This window comes from Mucilaginibacter agri, from assembly GCF_009928685.1.
Classification (GTDB): domain Bacteria; phylum Bacteroidota; class Bacteroidia; order Sphingobacteriales; family Sphingobacteriaceae; genus Mucilaginibacter; species Mucilaginibacter agri.
On record NZ_WWEO01000041.1, the window covers coordinates 197041 to 218446 of the forward strand.

At 43.1% G+C, this 21406-nt stretch carries 24 protein-coding genes; 9 read left to right on the plus strand and 15 right to left on the minus strand.

The features are described 5' to 3' along the window. Window positions 1-242 precede the first annotated feature (242 nt). The 8 genes from rplS to GSY63_RS08190 form a co-directional block, all read right to left on the minus strand. Window positions 243-590 carry a 50S ribosomal protein L19 gene (gene rplS, locus GSY63_RS08155; protein ID WP_166585305.1) on the minus strand — a complete coding sequence of 116 codons (348 nt, stop codon included), beginning with the start codon at window positions 588-590 and terminating at the stop codon, window positions 243-245. Window positions 591-803: 213 nt separating this feature from the next. Beyond that, window positions 804-1481, minus strand: coding sequence for a tRNA (guanosine(37)-N1)-methyltransferase TrmD (trmD, locus tag GSY63_RS08160; protein ID WP_166585637.1), 678 nt, complete (start codon window positions 1479-1481; stop codon window positions 804-806). 223 nt (window positions 1482-1704) lie between these two features. After that, window positions 1705-2229: a ribosome maturation factor RimM gene (gene rimM, locus GSY63_RS08165; protein ID WP_166585306.1), complete on the minus strand. Its 525-nt coding sequence runs from the start codon at window positions 2227-2229 to the stop codon at window positions 1705-1707. A gap of 74 nt (window positions 2230-2303) precedes the next feature. After that, the gene (locus GSY63_RS08170) at window positions 2304-2852 is read right to left on the minus strand and encodes a 30S ribosomal protein S16 (protein WP_166585307.1); all 549 of its coding nucleotides are present in this window, start codon (window positions 2850-2852) and stop codon (window positions 2304-2306) included. 393 nt (window positions 2853-3245) lie between these two features. Further along, window positions 3246-4223, minus strand: a complete 978-nt coding sequence (gene pfkA / locus GSY63_RS08175) for a 6-phosphofructokinase (protein ID WP_166585308.1) — start codon at window positions 4221-4223, stop codon at window positions 3246-3248. Beyond that, window positions 4210-5907: a protein-disulfide reductase DsbD family protein gene (locus GSY63_RS08180; RefSeq protein WP_166585309.1), complete on the minus strand. Its 1698-nt coding sequence runs from the start codon at window positions 5905-5907 to the stop codon at window positions 4210-4212. Before GSY63_RS08180 ends, pfkA begins: the two co-directional genes overlap by 14 nt. Before the next feature lie 23 nt (window positions 5908-5930). Further along, window positions 5931-6383 carry a protein-disulfide reductase DsbD domain-containing protein gene (locus GSY63_RS08185; protein ID WP_166585310.1) on the minus strand — a complete coding sequence of 151 codons (453 nt, stop codon included), beginning with the start codon at window positions 6381-6383 and terminating at the stop codon, window positions 5931-5933. A 5-nt stretch (window positions 6384-6388) separates the two neighbouring features. Then, on the minus strand, window positions 6389-7159 hold the full coding sequence (locus tag GSY63_RS08190) for a biotin--[acetyl-CoA-carboxylase] ligase (RefSeq protein ID WP_166585311.1): 771 nt from the start codon (window positions 7157-7159) through the stop codon (window positions 6389-6391). A gap of 54 nt (window positions 7160-7213) precedes the next feature. On the opposite strand from GSY63_RS08190, the gene rsfS reads away from it, so the two are divergent. The 3 genes from rsfS (at window position 7214) to GSY63_RS08205 (ending at window position 10460) form a co-directional block, all read left to right on the plus strand. After that, on the plus strand, window positions 7214-7588 hold the full coding sequence (rsfS, locus tag GSY63_RS08195) for a ribosome silencing factor (protein WP_166585312.1): 375 nt from the start codon (window positions 7214-7216) through the stop codon (window positions 7586-7588). 74 nt (window positions 7589-7662) lie between these two features. Beyond that, complete coding sequence (ftsH, locus tag GSY63_RS08200) at window positions 7663-9750, plus strand: ATP-dependent zinc metalloprotease FtsH (protein WP_166585313.1); 2088 nt, start codon at window positions 7663-7665, stop codon at window positions 9748-9750. Between the two features lie 71 nt (window positions 9751-9821). Then, a complete protein-coding gene (locus GSY63_RS08205) occupies window positions 9822-10460 on the plus strand; it encodes a LutC/YkgG family protein (RefSeq protein WP_166585314.1) in 639 nt (212 codons plus the stop codon). Between the two features lie 2 nt (window positions 10461-10462). Here GSY63_RS08205 and GSY63_RS08210 read toward each other — a convergent pair whose 3' ends face one another. Then, window positions 10463-11569: a metallophosphoesterase gene (locus GSY63_RS08210; RefSeq protein ID WP_166585315.1), complete on the minus strand. Its 1107-nt coding sequence runs from the start codon at window positions 11567-11569 to the stop codon at window positions 10463-10465. 211 nt (window positions 11570-11780) lie between these two features. On the opposite strand from GSY63_RS08210, the gene GSY63_RS08215 reads away from it, so the two are divergent. The 6 genes from GSY63_RS08215 to GSY63_RS08240 are packed head-to-tail and all read left to right on the plus strand — an operon-like array spanning window position 11781 to window position 15782. Next, a complete protein-coding gene (locus GSY63_RS08215) occupies window positions 11781-12131 on the plus strand; it encodes a hypothetical protein (protein ID WP_166585316.1) in 351 nt (116 codons plus the stop codon). Between the two features lie 30 nt (window positions 12132-12161). Further along, window positions 12162-12518, plus strand: a complete 357-nt coding sequence (locus tag GSY63_RS08220; RefSeq protein ID WP_166585317.1) for a hypothetical protein — start codon at window positions 12162-12164, stop codon at window positions 12516-12518. A gap of 2 nt (window positions 12519-12520) precedes the next feature. Beyond that, the gene (locus tag GSY63_RS08225; RefSeq protein ID WP_166585318.1) at window positions 12521-13261 is read left to right on the plus strand and encodes a hypothetical protein; all 741 of its coding nucleotides are present in this window, start codon (window positions 12521-12523) and stop codon (window positions 13259-13261) included. Continuing rightward, entirely contained in the window at window positions 13254-14078 is an 825-nt protein-coding gene (locus GSY63_RS08230) for a sensor histidine kinase (protein WP_166585319.1), read from the plus strand. The genes GSY63_RS08225 and GSY63_RS08230 overlap by 8 nt, the downstream gene beginning before the upstream one ends. Then, entirely contained in the window at window positions 14044-14682 is a 639-nt protein-coding gene (locus GSY63_RS08235; protein ID WP_166585320.1) for a response regulator transcription factor, read from the plus strand. The genes GSY63_RS08230 and GSY63_RS08235 overlap by 35 nt, the downstream gene beginning before the upstream one ends. 29 nt (window positions 14683-14711) lie before the next feature. Next, a complete protein-coding gene (locus GSY63_RS08240) occupies window positions 14712-15782 on the plus strand; it encodes a PA0069 family radical SAM protein (protein ID WP_166585321.1) in 1071 nt (356 codons plus the stop codon). Between the two features lie 136 nt (window positions 15783-15918). Here the strand turns inward: GSY63_RS08240 and GSY63_RS08245 are convergent, their stop codons facing one another. Genes GSY63_RS08245 through GSY63_RS08270 form a run of 6 tightly spaced genes read right to left on the minus strand, consistent with a single transcriptional unit; the run spans window position 15919 to window position 21390 of the window. Then, window positions 15919-17400, minus strand: coding sequence for a tetratricopeptide repeat protein (locus GSY63_RS08245; protein WP_166585322.1), 1482 nt, complete (start codon window positions 17398-17400; stop codon window positions 15919-15921). Window positions 17401-17451: 51 nt separating this feature from the next. Further along, the gene (locus GSY63_RS08250; protein ID WP_166585323.1) at window positions 17452-18195 is read right to left on the minus strand and encodes a zinc ribbon domain-containing protein; all 744 of its coding nucleotides are present in this window, start codon (window positions 18193-18195) and stop codon (window positions 17452-17454) included. Beyond that, window positions 18195-19292 carry a Nif3-like dinuclear metal center hexameric protein gene (locus GSY63_RS08255; RefSeq protein WP_166585324.1) on the minus strand — a complete coding sequence of 366 codons (1098 nt, stop codon included), beginning with the start codon at window positions 19290-19292 and terminating at the stop codon, window positions 18195-18197. Before GSY63_RS08255 ends, GSY63_RS08250 begins: the two co-directional genes overlap by 1 nt. 15 nt (window positions 19293-19307) lie before the next feature. Next, window positions 19308-20774, minus strand: a complete 1467-nt coding sequence (locus GSY63_RS08260; protein WP_166585325.1) for a S41 family peptidase — start codon at window positions 20772-20774, stop codon at window positions 19308-19310. Next, on the minus strand, window positions 20775-21131 hold the full coding sequence (locus tag GSY63_RS08265) for a TM2 domain-containing protein (RefSeq protein WP_166585326.1): 357 nt from the start codon (window positions 21129-21131) through the stop codon (window positions 20775-20777). Then, complete coding sequence (locus tag GSY63_RS08270; RefSeq protein WP_166585638.1) at window positions 21121-21390, minus strand: DUF2752 domain-containing protein; 270 nt, start codon at window positions 21388-21390, stop codon at window positions 21121-21123. Before GSY63_RS08270 ends, GSY63_RS08265 begins: the two co-directional genes overlap by 11 nt. Window positions 21391-21406: the final 16 nt, after the last annotated feature.

Sequence of the window (21406 nt, forward strand, 5' to 3'; positions counted from 1 at the left end):
CTCAGAGTGGGAGCATTTCCTCGTGATGCTTAATAACGCGCTCCCAGCCCCCTACGCGCCATTGCGAGAAGGTACGACGATGCAATCCCAGACCGCGCTGTTCAACTATGCAGAGTGGCTTTGTAAGCAGGGGCTTCGAATGCCTACTTGACGAGGATCGCCAGAATTTGATGGGAACAAACCAAAACAAAAAGCCCTTCTGTAAAAACAGAAAGGCTCTTGTAAGATATAATGTGGTTAACTTATACTCTTTTTGATTTAATACGAGCTGCTTTACCGGTAAGGGCGCGCAGATAGTATAGTTTAGCACGACGCACTTTACCGTGGCTGTTAACATCAATTTTATCGATGTTAGGTGAGTTTAATGGGAAGATCCGTTCTACACCGATACCGTTTGATACTTTACGTACGGTAAAGGTTTCAGTTGTACCAGCGCTGTTACGTTGTATACATACGCCTTGGTAAACCTGGATACGCTCTTTGTTACCCTCTCTAATTTTATAGTGCACGCTGACAGTATCACCTGCTTTAAACACAGGAACCTGCTTTTTTTCTACTGACTGCTCTTCAACAAATTTTACTAAATCCATGATTCTTAGCTCTTAAAGCGATTTTTAACCCGTAAAAATCGGATTGCAATTATAGGGATAATTTTCCAAAATAAAAAGTTGTTTTGAAAATTTTCCACATTATTTAAGTAATTAACATTTTGTGGTTAAGTTATTGGTTGATTGAGTGTATTAAGTTGATTGGGTTTTATAACTTCTTAACTCAATCAACCTGTTCGACTCAGTAACCAGCAACTATTCATCAAGCAAATCGGGCCTGCGTATACGGGTACGCTCTACCGATTGCTCGAATCGCCACTTCTCTATTAGCGGTGTATTGCCGCTCAACAGTATTTCGGGCACCTTGTGGCCATTCCAATCTGCGGGGCGGGTATATACCGGGGCATCTAACAACTCGCCTTGGAACGAGTCTGAAAGCGCCGAGGTTTCATCCGAAAGCACCCCAGGTATCAACCTAACTACCGCGTCAACCAAAATGGCCGCGGGAAGCTCTCCGCCGGATAATACGTAATCTCCTACCGACATTTCGCGGGTAACATAAAGATCGCGTATGCGCTGATCTATGCCTTTGTAATGCCCGCATAAGATCATGATGTTCTTAACGCTCGAAAGTTGATTTGCCAACCCCTGGTTAAGCGTAACGCCGTCGGGTGTCATAAAGATCACCTCGTCGTATTCCCGTTCGCTTTTAAGCTTCTCTATACAATTGGCAAAAGGCTCAATCATCATCACCATACCGCTGCCACCACCATACGGATAATCGTCCACACTTTTATGCTTGTGGGTAGAGTAATCGCGCAGGTTATGCACATGGATCTCTGTAAGCCCTTTCTTCTGCGCACGATGCAATATCGAATGCGCAAACGGGCTCTCGAGCAGGCCAGGTAAAACGGTAAGGATATCGAAACGGATCATTTTATTTTTAGATACAAGAGGTTAGACACAAGAGACCGGGCAAAGATAGTTTTTTATAAATTTTGTCATTGCGAGGAGGAACGACGCGGCAACCTCGTAGCATACAGATCGAAGCTACATTGGCGACGAGGTTGCCGCGCTATCGCTCGCAATGACAAACTGGAAAGCTACGGAACCGAAAAGAGGTCCCGATTCTTGACTCTCGATTCCTCATTCCTTCCTACTCCATATACACCTCCAGCAAGCCTTCGGGCAAGTCCAGATATACTTCACCGCCTTCTATGTCGATGCCTTTAATGGTGGCCGCATTAAGCGGGAAAAGCACCTCTTTGTTGTTATAGTGCACCGAGGCTATAATCTGCTGCGGATATTCATTCACCTCCAGTATCTCGCCCAGTTCGCCGTGTTTTTCGTCGATGGCCAAAAAGCCCTCGAGGTCCATCAGGGTAAACTCTTCTTCGTCAACTTCCGGCATTAACTTGTTGGGCAGGTACACATCTTTTTTAACCAGCTTTGCAGCGGCTTCAATGGTATCTATGCCATCCAGGTTAAGGTAGGCCGTGTTCGGAAGCGGATATTTGATCGACTTCACAAAAAACGGTACCAACTTGCCCGCTACGTCAATAAATACGGCATCAAAATCTATGTCTTCCAGGCCGTCAAAATCAACATAAAACTGAAACTCGCCCTTTAACCCGCGGGTTTTCAGTATGCTGCCTATCCGGAAGGTATCTTCTATCTTCATGATCAAAACGTATTAAAAAACAATAGCGAAGAACTGTTAAGAACTTCGCTATTAAATTATTTAAGCGGAATAAATTATTCTGCTGTTTCTTCTGCCGATTCTGCCGCTGGTGCGTCAGTTTCAGGAGCTTCTTCTTCAGCCGGAGCTTCAGCTTCTTCTGCAACAGGAGCATTTTTTGCAGCAATTGCAGCAGCTCTGTCAGCATTTTTCTTGGTTTCTGCAGCTAAAGCAGCTTTGCGGGCTTCTTCTTTTGCGTTAGTTAAACCAGTTTTTTTGCCAGTGATCTTTCCTTCTTTCTGATCTAACCAAGCCTGGAATTTCTCGTCAGCTTGCTCAGCAGTTAAAGCGCCTTTAGCTACACCACCTTGTAAGTGCTTGCGGTAAAGTACACCTTTGTATGAAAGGATAGCACGGCAGGTATCAGTTGGTTGTGCACCACTGTTAACCCAGTCTAAAGTTTTGTCGAAGTTAATGTCGATTGTAGCTGGATTGGTGTTTGGGTTGTAAGAACCGATACGCTCAATGAAACGACCGTCGCGTGGAGCGCGGGCGTCTGCTACTACGATGTAATAAAAAGGTTTGCCCTTTTTACCGTGTCTTTGCAGTCTAATTTTAGTTGCCATTGTTTGTGTTTATGTATTCAACATGTCCCCGGAGTATATTCTGCGGGGCTGCAAAGGTAAATAATATATTTTAATTTCAGAAATGATTGTCAAGTATTTAGTTTTAAGGGGCTTGACTTATTCTTTTTATTCTACCATGCCATTTCGAGCGATGGCGAGAATCTTATACACGCGACATGAACGCAGGATAGGAATAATGCAGACTTATTAATGGAAGAAGATTCTTCACTGTCGTTCTGAATGACAAACGGAATGATAAAGCAAAAGGCGATATGCTTTCGCATATCGCCTTTTGCTTTATCTTGAACCAGAATTCTTAGAATTAAAGAATTGCCAGAATCTACACTTTATAATCATTGACAAATTGCCAAATCAGCAAATTCCCAAATTACCTTACAGGGACAGGATATCCATTATCTTCAAAAAGTTCGGGTTGATCTCCACGAAGTGTTTGATCGCATTCTCGAATGGCGTAAATGCAACTTCGCCATTAATAATACCCACCATTTCGTTACGGTGACCGGCCAATAGACCTTCTATGGCGGCAACACCTACACGGCTGGCCAACACACGATCCTGGCAGCTTGGGCGACCACCACGCTGGATGTGACCCAGTACCGATACCCGGGTATCGTAATTAGGGAAACGGTCTTTAATTAAACGGCCTACTTCAAAAGCACCACCTGCATCTTCGCCTTCGGCAACAATTACAATTTTTGACGATTTATCTCTGCGGCCCTGCTCCAATTTATGGTAAAGTGCGTTAAGATCTGTTTTGGTTTCGGGAATCAGGATAGCCTCTGCACCGGCTGCAATACCAGTACGCAGGGCAATTAAGCCTGAGTCGCGACCCATTACTTCCACAATAAATAAACGATCATGCGATTCTGCTGTGTCGCGAATTTTATCAACCGCGTCAATAACGGTATTAATAGCTGTATCATAACCGATGGTAAAGTCGGTACCGATCAAATCGTTATCAATAGTACCCGGTAAACCCACAACCGGAATGTCGTGTTCTTTACCGAAAGCTTTTGCACCTGTAAAAGTACCATCGCCACCAATGGCAACCAAAGCATCAACCTTATGCTTTTTAAGGTTATCATAAGCTTGCTGGCGGCCTTCAACAGTTTTAAATTGTTCGCTGCGGGCGGTTTTTAAAATAGTACCACCGCGTTGAATAATATTAGCAACCGATTTGCGGTCCATCGGGAACAGATCGCCATTGATCATGCCCTCGTAGCCGCGGCGTATACCGGTTACTTCTAAGTTATAGTATAATGCTGTACGTACCACTGCCCTGATGGCAGCATTCATGCCTGGCGAATCGCCTCCTGATGTGTAAACACCTACGTTTTTAATTTGAGCCATTGTTATTCTGGAAGGCAGCTTTGCCGCTGTCTAAATATTTAATATAGTTGTCAACGCTATAGTATGCACCTTGCGGTGGCACCAATACATCACCGCGTGCATTGATGATAACGTAATAAGGCTGCGAATTTACATTAAATTTTGAAGCCTCGTAATCACTATTTTTATTCCCTATGGTTTTTATCTTCTTTCCGCTAAAAGTCGACACATATTGTTCCTGCGCCGGAAGCTCTTGTTTTTCATCAACATAAAGCTCTAATAACACGAAATCGTTCTGCAAACGCTTATGAACTTCGGCGTTAGACCATACCTCCTGCTCCATTTTACGGCAGTTAGCGCAGTTCCAGCCAGTAAAATCTATCAGTATTGGTTTTTTTAATTCTTTAGATACCTGTAAAGCCTGGTTATAATCGTACCATTCATTCAAACCGGCGTGCCTTCCGTTTTTAAAAAGCTTCTCGTATTTTTTTTCTTTGATAGAAACGTTTTGGGCTGGCGCATCTCCGCCGCTGCCTGCATTATTGCTGAGGTAAAAATCTTGCGTGGCCGGCGGAGGTAAAAATCCGCTAATCACTTTTAGAGGCGCGCCCCATAAACCGGGGATCATATAAAACGTAAACGCAAATACAACCAGTGCAATAAACGTGCGAAATACCGATAAATGCTCAACCGGGCTATCGTGCGAAAAGCGGATCTTGCCAATAAGGTATAAGCCCAACAGCAAGCCAATAGCAATCCATAACGACAGGAACACTTCACGCCCCAGCCAGTTCCAATGATAAGCCAGATCCACGTTCGAAAGGAACTTCAGTGCGAACGCCAATTCTAAGAAACCCAGCACAACCTTTACACTGTTTAACCAACCGCCCGATTTTGGTAGTGATTTTAACAGCGATGGGAAAAGAGCAAAAATGGTAAACGGGATGGCCAGCGCTGCCGAGAAGCCCAGCATGCCTACAGCAGGGCCTAATCTTTCGCCCTTAGTAGCTGCGCTTACCAGCAAACTACCTATAATAGGGCCGGTACACGAGAATGAAACCACAACCAGGGTGGCTGCCATAAAGAAAATACCGGTCATACCGCCTTTGTCCGAGTTCTCGTCCAGCTTGTTAGCCAATTTGCTTGGCAGTTGCAGTTCAAAAGCTCCCAAAAACGAGGCTCCAAATGCAACCAGCAGCAAAAAGAAAAAGAAGTTAAAAATGCCGTTCGTAGCCAGCGAATTCAACGCATCAGACCCGAATAAAAGGGTAATGATAAAGCCTAACGATACATAAATAACGATGATCGATAAGCCATATATTAAAGATTGGAAAACTGCCTTTTGCCTACTGCCAGCCTTTTTGGTAAAAAAGCTAACCGTTAACGGCAACAAAGGATAAATACAAGGCATAATTAAGGCAGCGAAACCACCTAATAGCCCACCTATAAAGATCTGCCATAGCGTTTGCGGCTTTTCTTCACTCTTTACAACAGTGGCACCGGCTGCTTTAACAGCCGTAGGTTTTTCTACTTTTTGCTGAGCGGAAACACTATCTGCCGCAGTTGGCGCAGAGGTAAAAACCACCCCGCTGGTATCGGCTTGCGCAGCACGCAACCGGCTGCTAAATCCTAAACTTAAAACAAGCGTAACAATAAGCGCCGGAATAATACTTTTATTAAGCAAACGCTTAAACGAATTTTTCATGATGAAGGTGCTGAGGCGAAATCTTATTTAGCAATGGTAACGGTAAAATCAACGTCTTCCGGTGGCAAGCACTGGTGGTCGTTACAGCTCATATACTCTAGCTGGCCTTTTACAACGGTAGCATTAGGCGAGGTAAGTTTAACTTTTTGTTGAAAAATCACTTCTCTTTCGAAGTAGCTTACATTCATTTTAAACGCGTTCTCAAACTTGGTTACCGGGGTTGGTTCGGTAGTTTTACCAATCAGCTTGTAAGTTTTTGCGGGTGTAAATTTAATTTCGGTTTTAACCGGGCCGCCATCTTTTACATTTTGCGAGTAAATGTGCCAGCCGTTATCAATAGTGGCTTTAATAAAAACTACAGCCTCTGTGGCGCTAATCCTTTTGGCAGCGTAACTCCATTTTACAGGGGTTAAAATTTGTGCTTGCACGCTGGTGTATAAAAACACCACTAATAAGGCTGATAATAACTTCTTCATATATTTTAGTCTATTAAAAATTCTACTTCTTTTAAATTATACTCGTGCTCAGCTCCGGCCTGGGCTATTTTAAGCAAACCGCGGCTTGTTACACCCGTAATTTTACCTTCAAACACCTCCCCGTTCGACCGGAAATTGCGGGTTTCGTTTAACCCGAACAAAAACGACAAGTATGCTGCATTTATTTCATCAGCCTTTCCGGCTTTCAGTTGCAAATACAGGGCTTCTATTTGGCTGCAAATTTCTGATAATAAAGCTTTCAAATCATAATCCTTTTGTAAGATTTGCCTCACCGAAGTGGCGTGCGGCAAATGCTCCGGAAATTGCTGCTGGTTAATGTTTAACCCAATACCTATAACCGATTGGTTAATCTGCGTCCCCTGCACCATGTTTTCTATCAATATTCCGCCCAGTTTGCGGTTGTTGTGATAAATATCGTTCGGCCACTTAATTTTTATGCCTCCGCCTGTAACATCTGACAGGGCTTTAGCGACTCCTAAACTGATAGCCTGCGTTAGCGCAAATTGATCATTTAAAAGTAAAAAAGTGGGCTTAAGTAAAATACTGAAAGTGAGGTTTTTGCCCGCTTCTGTAAACCAGCGGTTCAATTGTTGGCCCCGGCCTGCGTATTGATCTTCTGCCATAATGACCGTTCCTTCGGGTAATGGCTTGGAATTTGACACTAAATTTTTGAGAAAAGTGTTTGTAGAATCAACTTCTTTCAGGGTGACTAAATTTTGTCCGATAAATAATCCCGAAAATATGTTATTTTGCAAAGTATAAACGTTATTAACTTATTAAATCAAATCGTTCAAAACTAATCCTTTTTGATGGTAAAAAACAAAGCGATAAAAGAATCCGCTTACATTTCTGAACTTGCTATTCATGGCATGCAGGAAAAGAAGGGAAATGAAATTGTTAGATTAGATCTCCGTAATATATTCAGTTCGGTATCGGATTACTTTGTGATCTGCCATGCTGATTCAAGTACCCAGGTTAAAGCAATTGCAAATAGCGTAGAAGAGGAAATTTTTAAGGCCACGCAACAGGAACCTTGGCGTAAGGAAGGGCTTATACACAGCGAGTGGATACTACTGGATTATATTGATGTAGTAGTACACATCTTCAGAACAGATAAACGTGAATTTTATGGCGTGGAAGATCTGTGGGGTGATGCTGAAATAAAATTCTATCAAAGCGCTTAAACAGTTATCTACCGTTTACCATTCTCCCTTATTAATTATTTATAGATTACATCGTTTGAGCTGAAATATAAAACATGAAAGATAATCGATCCGAAAAGCCTAAGACTATTCGTAAAATCTCCAATAAAAAAATTACACCAAAGCCGCCTAAGTTTAACATAGTGTGGCTGTACGCCGTATTAATATTAGGTTTAATTGTGGTGTCGTACCTTATTAACGGCAACAGTGGTAAACCTATCACTGCACAGCGTTTCCAAAATGAAATGCTAAAACCTCGTGACGTTGACCACATTGTTGCCTATAAAAATGGCGACCTGGTAATTGCAGATGTTTACATTAAAAAAGACAGCTTGCGTAAGCCTACTTATAACGACATCCGCGATCAGCGTTCATTTAATGTACAAACCGGCCCTCAATATACCTTCACCGATGCTTCTTACGAAAGTTTAAAGCAAACCGTTGGCGTTGTTGAAAAAGACCTGCCAGATTCGCAAAAAACCTCTATCCAGTTTGAGCAGCACGAAAGCCTACTATCTAACTGGTTAGTTCAGGGCGTAATTATTATGGTATTGTTTGCCGTGGTATGGTTATACATTATGCGCCGCATGAGCGGTGGTGCAGGCGGCGGCCCGGGCGGTCAGATCTTCAGCATCGGCAAATCAAAAGCTACGCTGTTTGATAAAGAAGCCCAGATCAACGTTACATTCAACGACGTTGCCGGCTTACAGGAAGCTAAAGAAGAGGTTATGGAAATTGTTGATTTCCTGAAAAACCCTAAAAAATATACCAATCTGGGTGGTAAGATCCCTAAAGGTGCTTTATTGGTAGGTTCGCCGGGTACCGGTAAAACCTTAATGGCTAAAGCCGTTGCGGGTGAAGCGCAAGTACCATTCTTCTCCCTATCAGGTTCTGATTTTGTGGAGATGTTTGTGGGTGTGGGTGCATCACGTGTGCGCGACTTGTTCCGCCAGGCTAAAGACAAAGCTCCTTGTATCATCTTTATTGATGAGATTGATGCTATCGGCCGTGCCCGTGGTAAAAACAATATTGTAGGTGGTAATGATGAGCGCGAAAACACGCTGAACCAGTTACTGGTTGAGATGGATGGTTTCGGTACCGACTCGGGCATTATTATCCTTGCTGCAACCAACCGTCCTGACGTACTGGATTCTGCGCTATTACGCCCGGGACGTTTCGACAGACAAATTTCTATCGACAAACCGGATTTGGTTGGTCGTGAGCAAATTTTCAAAGTTCACCTGGGCCCATTAAAACTGGCCGAAGAGGTTGATGCTAAAAAACTATCTGCACAAACCCCAGGTTTTGCGGGTGCAGAGATTGCCAACGTTTGTAACGAGGCTGCCCTGATTGCAGCCCGCCGCGACAAACCTGCGGTTGATATGCAGGATTTTCAAGATGCTATTGACCGTGTTATTGGTGGTCTGGAAAAGAAAAACAAGATCATTTCGCCGGAAGAGAAACGCATTGTGGCTTACCACGAAGCCGGCCACGCTATTGCAGGCTGGTTCCTGGAGCATGCCGATCCGTTGGTTAAAGTATCTATCGTTCCTCGTGGTGTTGCCGCTTTAGGTTACGCCCAGTATTTACCGAGGGAGCAGTTTTTACATACTACCGAGCAGTTGACCGACGAGATGGTAGTATCAATGGGTGGCCGTGTTGCGGAAGACATTGTGTTCGGTAAAATATCTACCGGTGCCTTGAGCGATTTAGAACGCATTACCAAATTGGCTTATGCCATGGTTAAAATCTACGGTATGAATGGTAAAGTGGGTAACCTTTCGTTCTACGATCCGCAAGGCGAATATCAGTTTAACAAACCTTACTCTGATACTACTGCCGAACTGATTGATGCCGAAGTACGCGCACTTGTTGATTCAGTTTACCAACGCACTAAAGACCTATTGAACGAAAAACGTGCAGGACTGGAATTGCTGGCTGCCAAGTTATTGGAGAAAGAAGTATTGTTCCAATCTGACCTGGAAGAGCTGTTAGGCAAACGCCCGTTTGAGAACCGCACCGCTTACGATAAATTTGTGAACGGCGAAGCTGCTCTTAACCCGGAAGTTGATAACAACGCTATCCCCGAATCTGTGACCAACCCACAAGTTGATCGCATTGAAGGCGCGAGCAGCGAATCATAAAATTTAATTTTTTTTCAAAAAGCCATTATGCTTAGGTATAATGGCTTTTTTTATTTTTATACTTTTATAAAATGAGTCAGAACATCACGCCTAAAGAGCGCCTGCTTAAAAAGATCCGCAAGGCATTGCTCGAGAAAAGGGATAACCCATATCCAAATCTCGAGGAGATGCCTATGTATCCGCCTGCAGAAGATATGCCCGAAGTGATGTTTGCCGAGCAATTTACCGCGGCTGCCGGCCAGTTTGTATTTTGTGAAGACGAAGTGCAATTTATTGAGAACCTGCTTACCCTTGCCGAAGAACGTAACTGGCGTAAAATATACTGCTGGGAACCAGCCCTGCAAGCGGTATTAGAACGTTACGAATACCCCTATTACGCTACCGATAAAGATTTTGAACAGGCCGAAGTGGGTTTTACCCTATGCGAAGCGTTAATTGCCCGCAATGGCAGTATCTTGATCTCCAACGCCGAAGCCGCCGGTCGCCGATTGAGTATTTATCCACCTATACATATTGTGCTGGCTTATACTTCACAACTGGTGGTAGATCTTAAAGATGGATTTAATATCGTTAAACAAAAATATGAGGGGCAAATCCCATCTATGCTATCAGTTGTAACCGGCCCAAGCCGCACAGCCGATATCGAGAAAACGCTGGTGCTGGGAGCGCACGGCCCCAAAGAATTGTATGTGTTTTTGCTGGATGGCTAAGCTTAAACTTTAGTTTCTAACTCGTTAATAAGGCTCGCAAGGTCGCGTTCCTCTAAAATAATTCGCCCGCTATTCCCCTGTGTGTCGTATTCCCATTTTATCAGGCGGACAAAGCCGTCTGCAATTTCTATCCCGGTTATATCACCATCGTCAAAACAACAGCAACCGCTATTAAAATAAGTTGGGCGGTAACCTGTAAAATCGAGCGAACTATCATTTTCCAGATGCCGCTTGGTTATCTCCACGTTCAGTTTGTTGATCTCGTTTACATCGTTATTTTTTTCGGCCCGCGCTCGCTGAATATATAGACTTTCGATATGCGTTAACGATTGAAATACTGGTTGATGTGTATGCCCGGTTATCAGCAAGGTGTTATTTTGCCTCGAGCTCCACTCGTACATCATCTGATTATGGGCCGTCTTCAGGTCGTTGTTGTTGGCCGGGGTGTTGAGGTTTATGCACAGGTACGACTGTACCGGCGCCCACACATTAGATACAAACCATTTGCTAAACCAGTTGCCATCGCATTGCAAATCGCCCTGATGACCGTGCGTCATGTAAATATCCAACGGCTTTTTGTTAATTGTTGTTTGCAGAATTATCCCCTCATAAACCTTGAATTTTTTACTGTAAATCTGATACAAACTTATGGGCGCCAGCGGGTCATTATCCCAATAGAGATCGTGATTACCAAAGATCTTCACAAACGCATCGCGGTCTAAAAATTTCTTCTCTGCTTCAAACGTAGCCTTATTATGGTGCTTAACTGTCAGAAACAGGTTTTCCCATAGCTCCTCACTATCACCAAGATTAATATAGGTAAACCGCTCCTGATCATAATAGTCCAATGCCGCGAGATAGTTTTTCTCCGCCAATGCAAAATCGTCAGAGTTATCACGGGCACCCTTATGCTGGTCGGACAAGACGATGAACCGACCTTCGGCACTATCAAACGGTATTACTATTCCACGGTTACTTTTCGGATTAATTATTTTCTTCCGCAATAAGGTAAGCGAACTAAACACCCGCCTGTGGTTCGGTTTTGATGAGTATTTGTCTGACAACCTGATAATTGGCCTGGATAGTAATTTTTGAAGGAAACGACGCATGGCTTTTAAACACCGCCAAAATACGTTGTGTTTTAATACTCCGCAATTTGAGACCCCATGCGTGTATTTTTTGCTGAATTACGTCAAAATACCGTGAAAACACGTTTTTTAAATTCGATGGGTAAATGTATTATTGTAGCATGCGAATATTATTATATCCGCATTTTTTGCCCTTGCTATTAAACTATCATTAACCTCTTAAACCAAAACAATGTCAACAGCAAAAGATCCGGCACCACACGGCCGTAAGATTAAATTGAGCGAGGCCAGAAAAATGATCGCAGATTACAAAGGCAAGGCTCAACCCCATCATCTCCGCTCATTAACCATCAGCGCAGACCATCTAAGAAAAATTATCGACCAGCCCGGATGCGAACACGTTCGTTTTCATGTATGCTTAAAAGACGGTGCCGCATCGGCGGGTATTGATAATGCACACTCATTAGTTGCCGTGGGTGTTGATTCGCAAAATAAAGCTATGTTGCAGGGAGAGGCGGACAGTGAAGTTTATGAAGATTTTACGCATTGCCCGCCAACATGTAATGATGGCGATTCCTTCTAATTATTATATTCGCTCCCTAATTAAACACAAATGTCAGTAACACAAGATCCTTCATCAGCAGGACGCAGAATCACTATGGCCGAGGCCAGAGAAATGGTAGAAACGTATGCCAAAGCATGCACGGACACAGATATCCGGTCCCTAACCATTAATGCAGATTATTTACGAAAAATTTTAGATCAACCAGATTGCCAGTTTGTAAGGTTTTATTTGGCTGTAGTAGATCCGAAAGCACAAGCACAGGGCTTGCCTCAAGGACACTCGTTAGTAGTAATCGGTGCGGACAGTACTAATGCCAACATTACGCTTGACGATGACGCAACCCAGGTTTACGAAGATCTAAGCATATGCCCTCCTGGCTGTGATGGTGATTCATATACATTATAAATTTGAAATCACTATACTACATTGCTCTTGCCTTAATATTATTAGATTCAATATTGGGCCTATCTTTATTATTTGCAAAGCGATTGGATACAAAGTTGTATCCAATCGCTTTAGCAGCTACTGTTTCTATAATTGAAGAGCTGATAGGAGAATATTTTTCTGTTAAAAATAAAAATGGTCTATTCACCGGTTTTATTTTCAACCCCTTAGAGTATGCCTGTTTCGCATGGTTCTTTTATATCAACGTTGACTTTAAGGTGATTAAAGCCCTCATTAAAGTAAGTATTGTTATATTCCTGGCATTTGTTAGCGGATATCTTTATTTCTTTTTAAAGTTAAAACCGCTGGCTGCTAAAACGATATTGGATTACGTAGTAGCAACCAAAAGCTTTTGGATTGTAATCTGGTCTATTGCATATATTTTTAACATATTTAATCAGATAACACATTACAAAAAGCTAAACGTCTACACGTTGATGGTAGCAGGCGCTTTATTGTTTTATTATTCTTTCAGCATTATATATTTCCTATCGGAGTTATACCTCATAAATTATTCGGAGAGGCATCATATATCACTGTCGGTAATGTTAAATCCCCAAAATGCGCAAATGTATGCTTCAAAACAATGGACTGCTGTTAGACCTTTATTGTTTTTAACTAATATCCTTTTATATTTATGCATTTTTGTAGCACTTGTTAAAAGTGTGGTGGTTCCAAAAAAGCATATAAAAGCAAGTGTCTGACGGTTTTGATTTCTGGGTTTTACTAACAGTAGCTATTGGTATCCTGATACTATTTGTATTATTTATTATCACTATTCTGTTTATTTACCAGCGCAGAACCTTCGAGCATCAGAAAAAGATCACTGCCATTGAGCAAAACCTGAAGCAGGAGATCTTGAAAACCCAGATCGAAGTTCAGGATCAAACGCTTACGTATGTGAGCCGTGAGATTCATGATAATATAACCCAGGTACTCTCCTTTGTTAAACTCTCATTGGGTGTAAGTGCCAAAGATCCGGTACAGGCGCAAAACAAAATTACCGAAAGCCGGGAGCTGCTGTCGCAAGCTATTAATGACCTGCGCGATTTATCTAAAAGTATGAGCTTTGATACCATCAAAGCCGCAGGACTAACCAAAACCATCAGGCTGGAAATAGAACGCATTAATAAAAGTGGGCTGGTAAAGGCAACGTTTAATGTTGAGGGCAATGAGTATTCGTTGGGTGAAAAGAATGAGCTGGTAATTTTCCGCATTTTTCAGGAGACTGTAAATAACGCACTTAAGCACGCAAATGCCCGCGAGCTTAAAATCCAGTTGCTATATTCGGCAAAAGTGTTTAATTTGACCATCGCGGATGATGGTGATGGATTCTCGACCAGCATAATAGATGAGCATCGTGGTTCTGGTTTAAAAAACCTGCAAAACAGGGCGTCGTTAATTGGCGCTGTAGCTACAATAGAAAGTTCGCCGGGTAACGGCTGTACAGTTTCGATCGCACTCGATCCGCTTTTAGAAAACGCGTATGCCGACGGAACTTATTCAAATAGCCTTAGTTGATGATCATCGACTGTTCAGAAGCGGAATTGCTTCATTAATAGATCAGTTCCCGGAGTATCAGGTATTATTCGAGGCCGGAAACGGCAATGAACTTATCGAAAAAATAAACGCCGGCCAAAAACCCGATATTATCCTTCTCGATATTAATATGCCCGAGATGGATGGTTTCGGCACCACCCAATGGCTTAAAAAACACCACCCCGGTGTTAAGATCATCATCTTATCCATGTTTCAGGATGCCGACAAGGTACTTACCATGGTAAAACTAGGTGTAAATGGCTATCTGTTAAAAGACTCCGAACCAGATGAGTTTGAAGTGGCTTTAAAAACCGTTGCCAACAACGACCTTTACTACCCACCTTTTGTAACCGACCACCTGGTAAAAAACCTGCACCATAAAGAAGATATTAAACTCAACAACCGCGAAATAGAGTTTTTGCGCCTCGCAGGTACCGAACTCACCTATAAAGAAATTGCCGATCAAATGTGCATTAGCGCACGCACGGTTGATGGTTACCGCGATCAGCTGTTTGATAAATTACAGATCAAAAGCCGTGTTGGGCTGGTGTTATACGCTATAAAAAATAATTTAATACAATTGTAGTTTGCTAAAATAATTAGCAAATTTGTTGTATGCCATTTGAAGACAATCCCGAATATTTTAAGGGACGGGGGGCGCAGGTAAACACCCACAACAAATTTCTAAAAAACAAATATGTACTCGATCACATCGAGGCGCTTGACGAACCATTGCTCGAAAACGAGGCAACCCAGTTTTATAACGAGAACGCCAAAAAGATTGTAAGCGAATCTAACAGCCCCGACCTCAGCCACATGTACTCTATTAATCCCTATCAGGGATGCGAACATGGCTGCATCTATTGCTACGCCCGTAACAGCCACGAATATTATGGTTTTAGCGCCGGGTTGGATTTTGAGCGAAAAATCATCATTAAACATAACGCTCCCGAACTGCTCGAAAAATACTTTAACAAACGCGGCTACAGCCCGGTGCCCATTATGCTCTCGGGCAATACAGATTGCTACCAACCGGTTGAACGTAAACTCGAGATAACCCGCAAACTTCTGGAAGTTTTTTTGCAGTATCGTAACCCGGTAAGCATCATCACCAAAAACAACCTCGTAACCCGCGATCTGGATATTTTAATAGAACTGGCAAAGCTCAACCTGGTACATGTAAATGTTTCTATTACCTCTTTAGACGAGCAGTTGCGCCAAAAGCTGGAGCCCCGCACAGTCACGGCTTCGGGCAGGTTATCCACAATAGAGAAACTGTCTGCTGCGGGCATCCCGGTGCGGGTGATGACAGCACCTATTATCCCCGGCCTAAACAGCAACGAAATTCCCGATATTATTCGCGCTGCAGCCAACCGTGGGGCAGTTGATGCAGGCTTTACCCTTGTACGCCTTAATGGCGCCGTTGGCGATATCTTTACAGATTGGATTTATAAAGCCTTCCCCAACAAGGCCGATAAGGTTTTAAACATGATAGCAAGCTGCCACGGCGGAAAGATAAACGACAGCGAATTTGGTCGCCGCATGTCGGGCGATGGTAATATAGCCGAGTCTATCCACCAGCTTTACCGCATGGCTTGCACCCGTTTTCTAGCCGGCAGGGAAATGCCGGGCTATGATTTGACTTTGTTTACCCCAAAGAGTGGTAGGCAAACGAGTTTGTTTTAAAAGGTTCTCTTTTGTGTCATTGCGAGCGATAGCGCGGCAACCTCGTCGTAATCCTCTTTTTAAGAATAGCGACGAGGTTGCTTCGTACCTCGCAATGACATTGTGGTGAACTTATCCTGATTCTTGACTCCCTTTACTAATATCCCAGCCGCTTAATCCCCTCTTTGGCTTTCTGCTCAATACTGTTTTCGTACTGATGGTTTTTGAAGGCGATGGCTGTGTTGTACCAATGCACGGCCTCGGTTTTATTTTTTTGTCGTTCGTAGATATTGCCCATTTTTAATGCGGCAGTAGGTGCGTAGTAATACGATGTCCCTTTGCCAGCATTAATGGTAAGTTGATAATTGCGCAAGGCATCGTCGTCTTTATCCATAGCATCGTACACACGACCGAGGCGGTAATAGTATTCTGTTTTATCCTGCACCTGCGTTAAGCCGGCCGGGTTCTTGTCCTGAAGGATCTTTAGAGCCTTGTCGTAAAAGCCGCCATCAAATAACAAGCGTGCTCTAAGCAGGTCGGGATTAGGTGTGGGGTTATTGGCCTCGGTAAGCGCTTGTTTGTCTTTATCGTTATACTGGTAACCCTTTGTTTTCACCAGCTGAATGTAGCTTTGATATTTGTGTTCGTCGCCATTCAGCAGCGCGTTCCAGGCTAAATGCAGGTAGGCGTCTTTAATATAACTCACTCCCTTGCTTTCGTTGATAAACTTTTTGAAGTAGTCGTCGGCAGTAGTATCCAGGCGGTTCATTTTGGCGTTGGCCATCAAATAGTCCAGGTACGGGTAAGAAGGGTATTCGCTGCCCGCAGGGCGATGTTCCAGATAATCTATGGCCTCGCCACTATGGCCCGTTCTTATTGCCACAAAAGCCTTAATATAGGCCTTGTTAAGGCTACCGTTGTCTATCGATGCTACATATTGCTGCATTTTCTGATAAGCCGCAGTATCGTTTATAATATAAGCCTGTATATAGGTTAAATAAAACACCAGCTCATCATAATACATGGCATAGCCCGAGTGCGGCAGTTTAACAGTTAACTGCTGCAGCATGTTTATGCCCGTATTGGTGTTTCCTTTCACGCCGAAAAAGCTTAGCGTGCTTTTCAATGCACCATCTGGGATAGAACCGAGCAGCACATTCACCATACCCAACGGGATATCATCCGGCAAAAAGCCAGGGAATTTTTTAGAGTTAGACTGGAGCAGTTTGTAGGCCTTGTTAATCTCAAACCCAGCCGACGTGTTTTCACCAAAACGGCTATGGATAAGCGCCCACTGTAAATTAACCTGTGCTATAGCAAAATTATAGTAGGGCGATTTATCGTCCTCGTCTTCCAGTAAGTTAATGCGTTTGCTTTTGTTATCCTTCAGGCGGTCATAGTCGGCTTTGCTGTCGTTGGTTAACAGCCAGAAATAATCGTAGTAGTTATCCAGTAATATGGCAATGGCGTTATCTGGATGCGCGGCCTTCTCCTGATCTATTAATGTGCGTGCGCGCTTTAGTTTTAAGCTAAGCAAACTGTTGTAGGCCTGCACGCAATTGCTATTAAAATCGAAGTTGGCATGGGCCTGGCCAAAGCAAAATAAAAGGGTAATTAATACAAATAATTTTCTGATCATAACAAAAAAAGGCGCCTTGCGGGCGCCTTGGTAATATCATTATAAAACTGATTAAGCAGTTTCGGTTTCGAGCGCTGTTTGCTCATCAACCAAAATACGGCCACAATGTTCGCAAACAATGATTTTTTTACGCTGACGGATGTCCGACTGGCGCTGTGGCGGGATTTGGTTAAAGCAACCAGAGCAAGAATCACGCTGAATAGTTACAACTGCTAAACCATTTTTAGCATTACCGCGTAAACGGCTGTAAGCAGTTAATAAACGTGGTTCGATGTTTTCTTTTGCTTTTTCTGCTTGTGAAGTCAGTTCTTCTTCTTCTTTCTGAGTTTCGGCAGTAATAGTACCTAGTTCTGCTTTTTTAGCATCAAGGTCGCTTTTACGGCTTTCTAAATCAGCAGCAGCTTTTTCGTAGATCTGGGTTTTGTTACCGATCTCGTACTCAAACTCTCTGATTTTTTTCTCGCTTACCTGAATATCAAGACCCTGAATCTCAACCTCTTTAGAGATTGCCTCATACTCGCGGTTGTTTTTCACATCGCTAAGCTGGCCTTCATATTTCTTGATGTTCGCCTGAGCATCTTTGATCAGGTTTTTACGGGTTACGATATCATCTTCAAGATCGTCAAGCTCTGCTTTGATCTTTTGTATACGGGTCTCAAGCTGAGCTACGTCATCTTCAAGGTCTGCAACTTCCATTGGCAGCTCACCTCTTACCTGGCGTATTCTGTCGATTTTGGTATGGATAGTTTGTAGTTCGTATAAAGCTTTAAGCTTCTGTTCTACGGTTTGTTCCATCAAATAAAATATTTTATGGGGTTTGTATTAATTTCTGTTAAACGGACGGCAAAGTTAGCGAATTTTTTTTGAATATTTTCATATAATAAATGCTGCGTAAACTGCTCACTTTCAAAATGTCCGATGTCTGCAATTATAATCTTTTTTTCGGCATCAAAAAACTCATGGTACTTATAATCTGCCGTGATAAAAACATCGGCGCCGGCGGCTATCGCCTGCTTCAGTAAAAAGCCACCCGAGCCACCACAAACAGCTACCTTTTTAACGGCCTTGCCACGCAGTTCTGTATGGCGTATAACCTCGGCTTTCATATTATATTTTACATGGCGTAAAAACTCATTCTCACTCATAGCCGATGGCAGTTCGCCCACCATACCAGATCCAACTTGTTTGTATTGGTTGGTTAAGTGGTAAAGGTCGTATGCTACCTCTTCATAAGGATGGGCCAAAAACAAGGCCATCAGTATTTTGCTTTCCGATTGTGCGGGATATATCGTTTCTATCCTAACTTCCTGCTCCTGATGCTGTTGGCCAACCTGCCCAACATAAGGATTGGTTCCGGCGCCTCCTTTAAAGGTGCCAGTACCATCAGCGTTAAAACTGCATTCGCTGTAATTGCCGATGTTGCCCGCCCCTGCTTTAAACAAAGCCGCCCGAACTTCTTCTGCCTGAGCCTGGGGTACGTAAGTAACCAGTTTTTTTAACAAGTTGGGCTTCGGCGAAAGGATATGGCAATTCTGCAGCCCGAGGGTCTGGCAAATCCGTGCGTTAACGCCGCCGGTTACATTATCGAGGTTGGTATGTATAGCATAAAGTGCGATGTTGTGCCTAATGGCTTTCTCTACCACGCGCTCTACGTAGGTTTTTCCGTTGAACTTTTTAAGGCCTTTAAAAACAATCGGGTGGTGCGATATAATTACCTGACAATGCTTGGCAATAGCTTCGTCTACTACTGCTTCTGTACAGTCGAGCGAGATCAGTGCCTGGCTAACTTCCTGCTCCGGGTGGCCCACAATAAGGCCCGAATTATCATAGTCTTCCTGGTAAGCCAGTGGCGCAAGGCTTTCGAGGTAGTTGGTGAGTTCTGCTAACTTCATATATAGCAAAGTAAATTAATTTGGCTTGGTTTTACTCCTGATCACTTCAAACGTTTTTTTTAAAACCACATCGTTGTTGTTTACCCTGTCGGCAATGGTGGGCGAAACCACAATATCCGGTATTACACCATGCCCGTTATTTTTATGTTCGAAGGTGCTTTTCACCCAAAATTCGGGCAGTTGCAATAACAAATGCGTTTGGGGTAACGTTACAATTGCAAATCCCCAGCCGTCGGTTCCCGCCTCGCCGCCGCCAGTTTCTTCTCCCAAAACAGTTATTTTACGTTGCGATTTAAGATTAGCCGCAAACAACGCCGCAGCAGAAAATGTGCCTTTATCTACCAAAAGATAAACATCCTGGTTAAAATTGTATTCTGGATAACTGTAACACTTTCCATCAGCATTTTTCCAGGCATACTTATGATGGCCCACATTAATAAGCCTAAACACGGTTATATCATCGCTGCCATCTTTTATAATATTGGAGGCAAATGAAAATTTTCTTGCCCTCGCCGTTACACCGTCCGTTTGGGAGCAAAACCCTTTAATAAGGTATTGCATTATGTCGGTGCCAATTGCCATAGACCCGCCTCCGTTTCCACGGATGTCGATAATCAAATGTTTTATTTTATCGGCCTTAAGTTGTTTAAAAAAATTCTCGTCAAAACTCTCGTAATAGTTCACGTAGGCAAACTGCGATATTTTCAGCATCGCTGTTGCGGGCAAGCCTTCGCAATAAGTTACCCCGACAGATTCTTTAATATCATCAATTTTGCCATTACGCATAGCCTTATTTTGATCTAGGCTTGTTCCGTATATCGCTTTTTTAGCCTTTAAGATTGTTGTTTGCGCTAATCCGGCGCTATCTTTATAAATAATATTGTACTGTGGTTTAAACCCCCAAAGCAAGCCGTAAAATCTGTCGAAGTAGTTACTCTCCATCAATTCGCTATGAAATTGCTCGCTATATCCTTCGGTTGGCAAGAGCTTTTGTAGCTCCGCTAGTATCATAGCTGCAGGATGCCCGTCGATACTCATAATTTCGGCACCCGGAAATAAAGGTTTGGGTATTCCGGGAAAGCTCGCAGCATAAATATGTCCATTTTTTTCAAGTACAGATAATGGCATCCTATCAATCATTTGATTATTGCACCAGTTTACAAATGCATTGGATGGCATTAGAACTGTATGTCCCGACCGTATAGCCGATACCAGTGGAGCCGCAATTTTCCAAAATGCTACATCGGTCATCGGGCCGGTAAGTTTACCGTCGGCCTCGGCGAAGTACTTCTCTAAAGAATCTTTGGGCGTGTACCGGTACAAACTCGGGTGCGCCTCTTCGAGTACGCTTTTTAAAAATGCCAAGTCTTTACGTAAAGTATCGGCCGGATATAAATGCTCCGGGCTATAAGAGATGTCCTGCTGGGCTTTAAGGTTTAGGCAACAATAGCAAAGCAGGAGCGTAAAAAAAACAACTTTCATTTAAGGGTTTAGCCTCGCAATATTTACACTTTCGAAAGCCATTTTCTCGTTGTATTCATTAGTCAGGTTTTTATAGTTAATGAGATCTATAATCGTCATCACAAAGCAAAAACCGGCGCTAAAAAGGTAGAGTATACCCATCACTATCTGGCCTGTTAAAAACTTATGCACGCCGGCAATGCCAACAAAGCCTAACAAAATAAATATCATTATATCCTGCGGACTTTTACGCCTCCCGTAATAGATGTTTAAAAAGCTTTGCATCTGGGTATCACTAAGCCCGGTTGTGATGTGCTGCAAAAAGTTAATCTCTTCGTAAGTAGCTCCGGGTAGCGTGGTGAATGGGTTAACGCTCATAATCAAAAGGTTTGTGTGTTTTAAATTTAGATGTTTTAACTTGAATTAAGTTACAGATGCGATGTAAAATTATAACCACGGCAGGTATACCCAGCCAATGCGCATTAAACGATTTCCTGAATTCGCCATGCAAAGCAAAAGCTATTGCATGGCCTATGCCGCAGCCCGGGCACCACTTAAAACCCATTAACTTGAGCGGGCATAACGTAAAATGGCTATCTGCGGCCGGGTTGCATACACCCAGGGCCACGATAGCCATTATCCAAAATATTAAT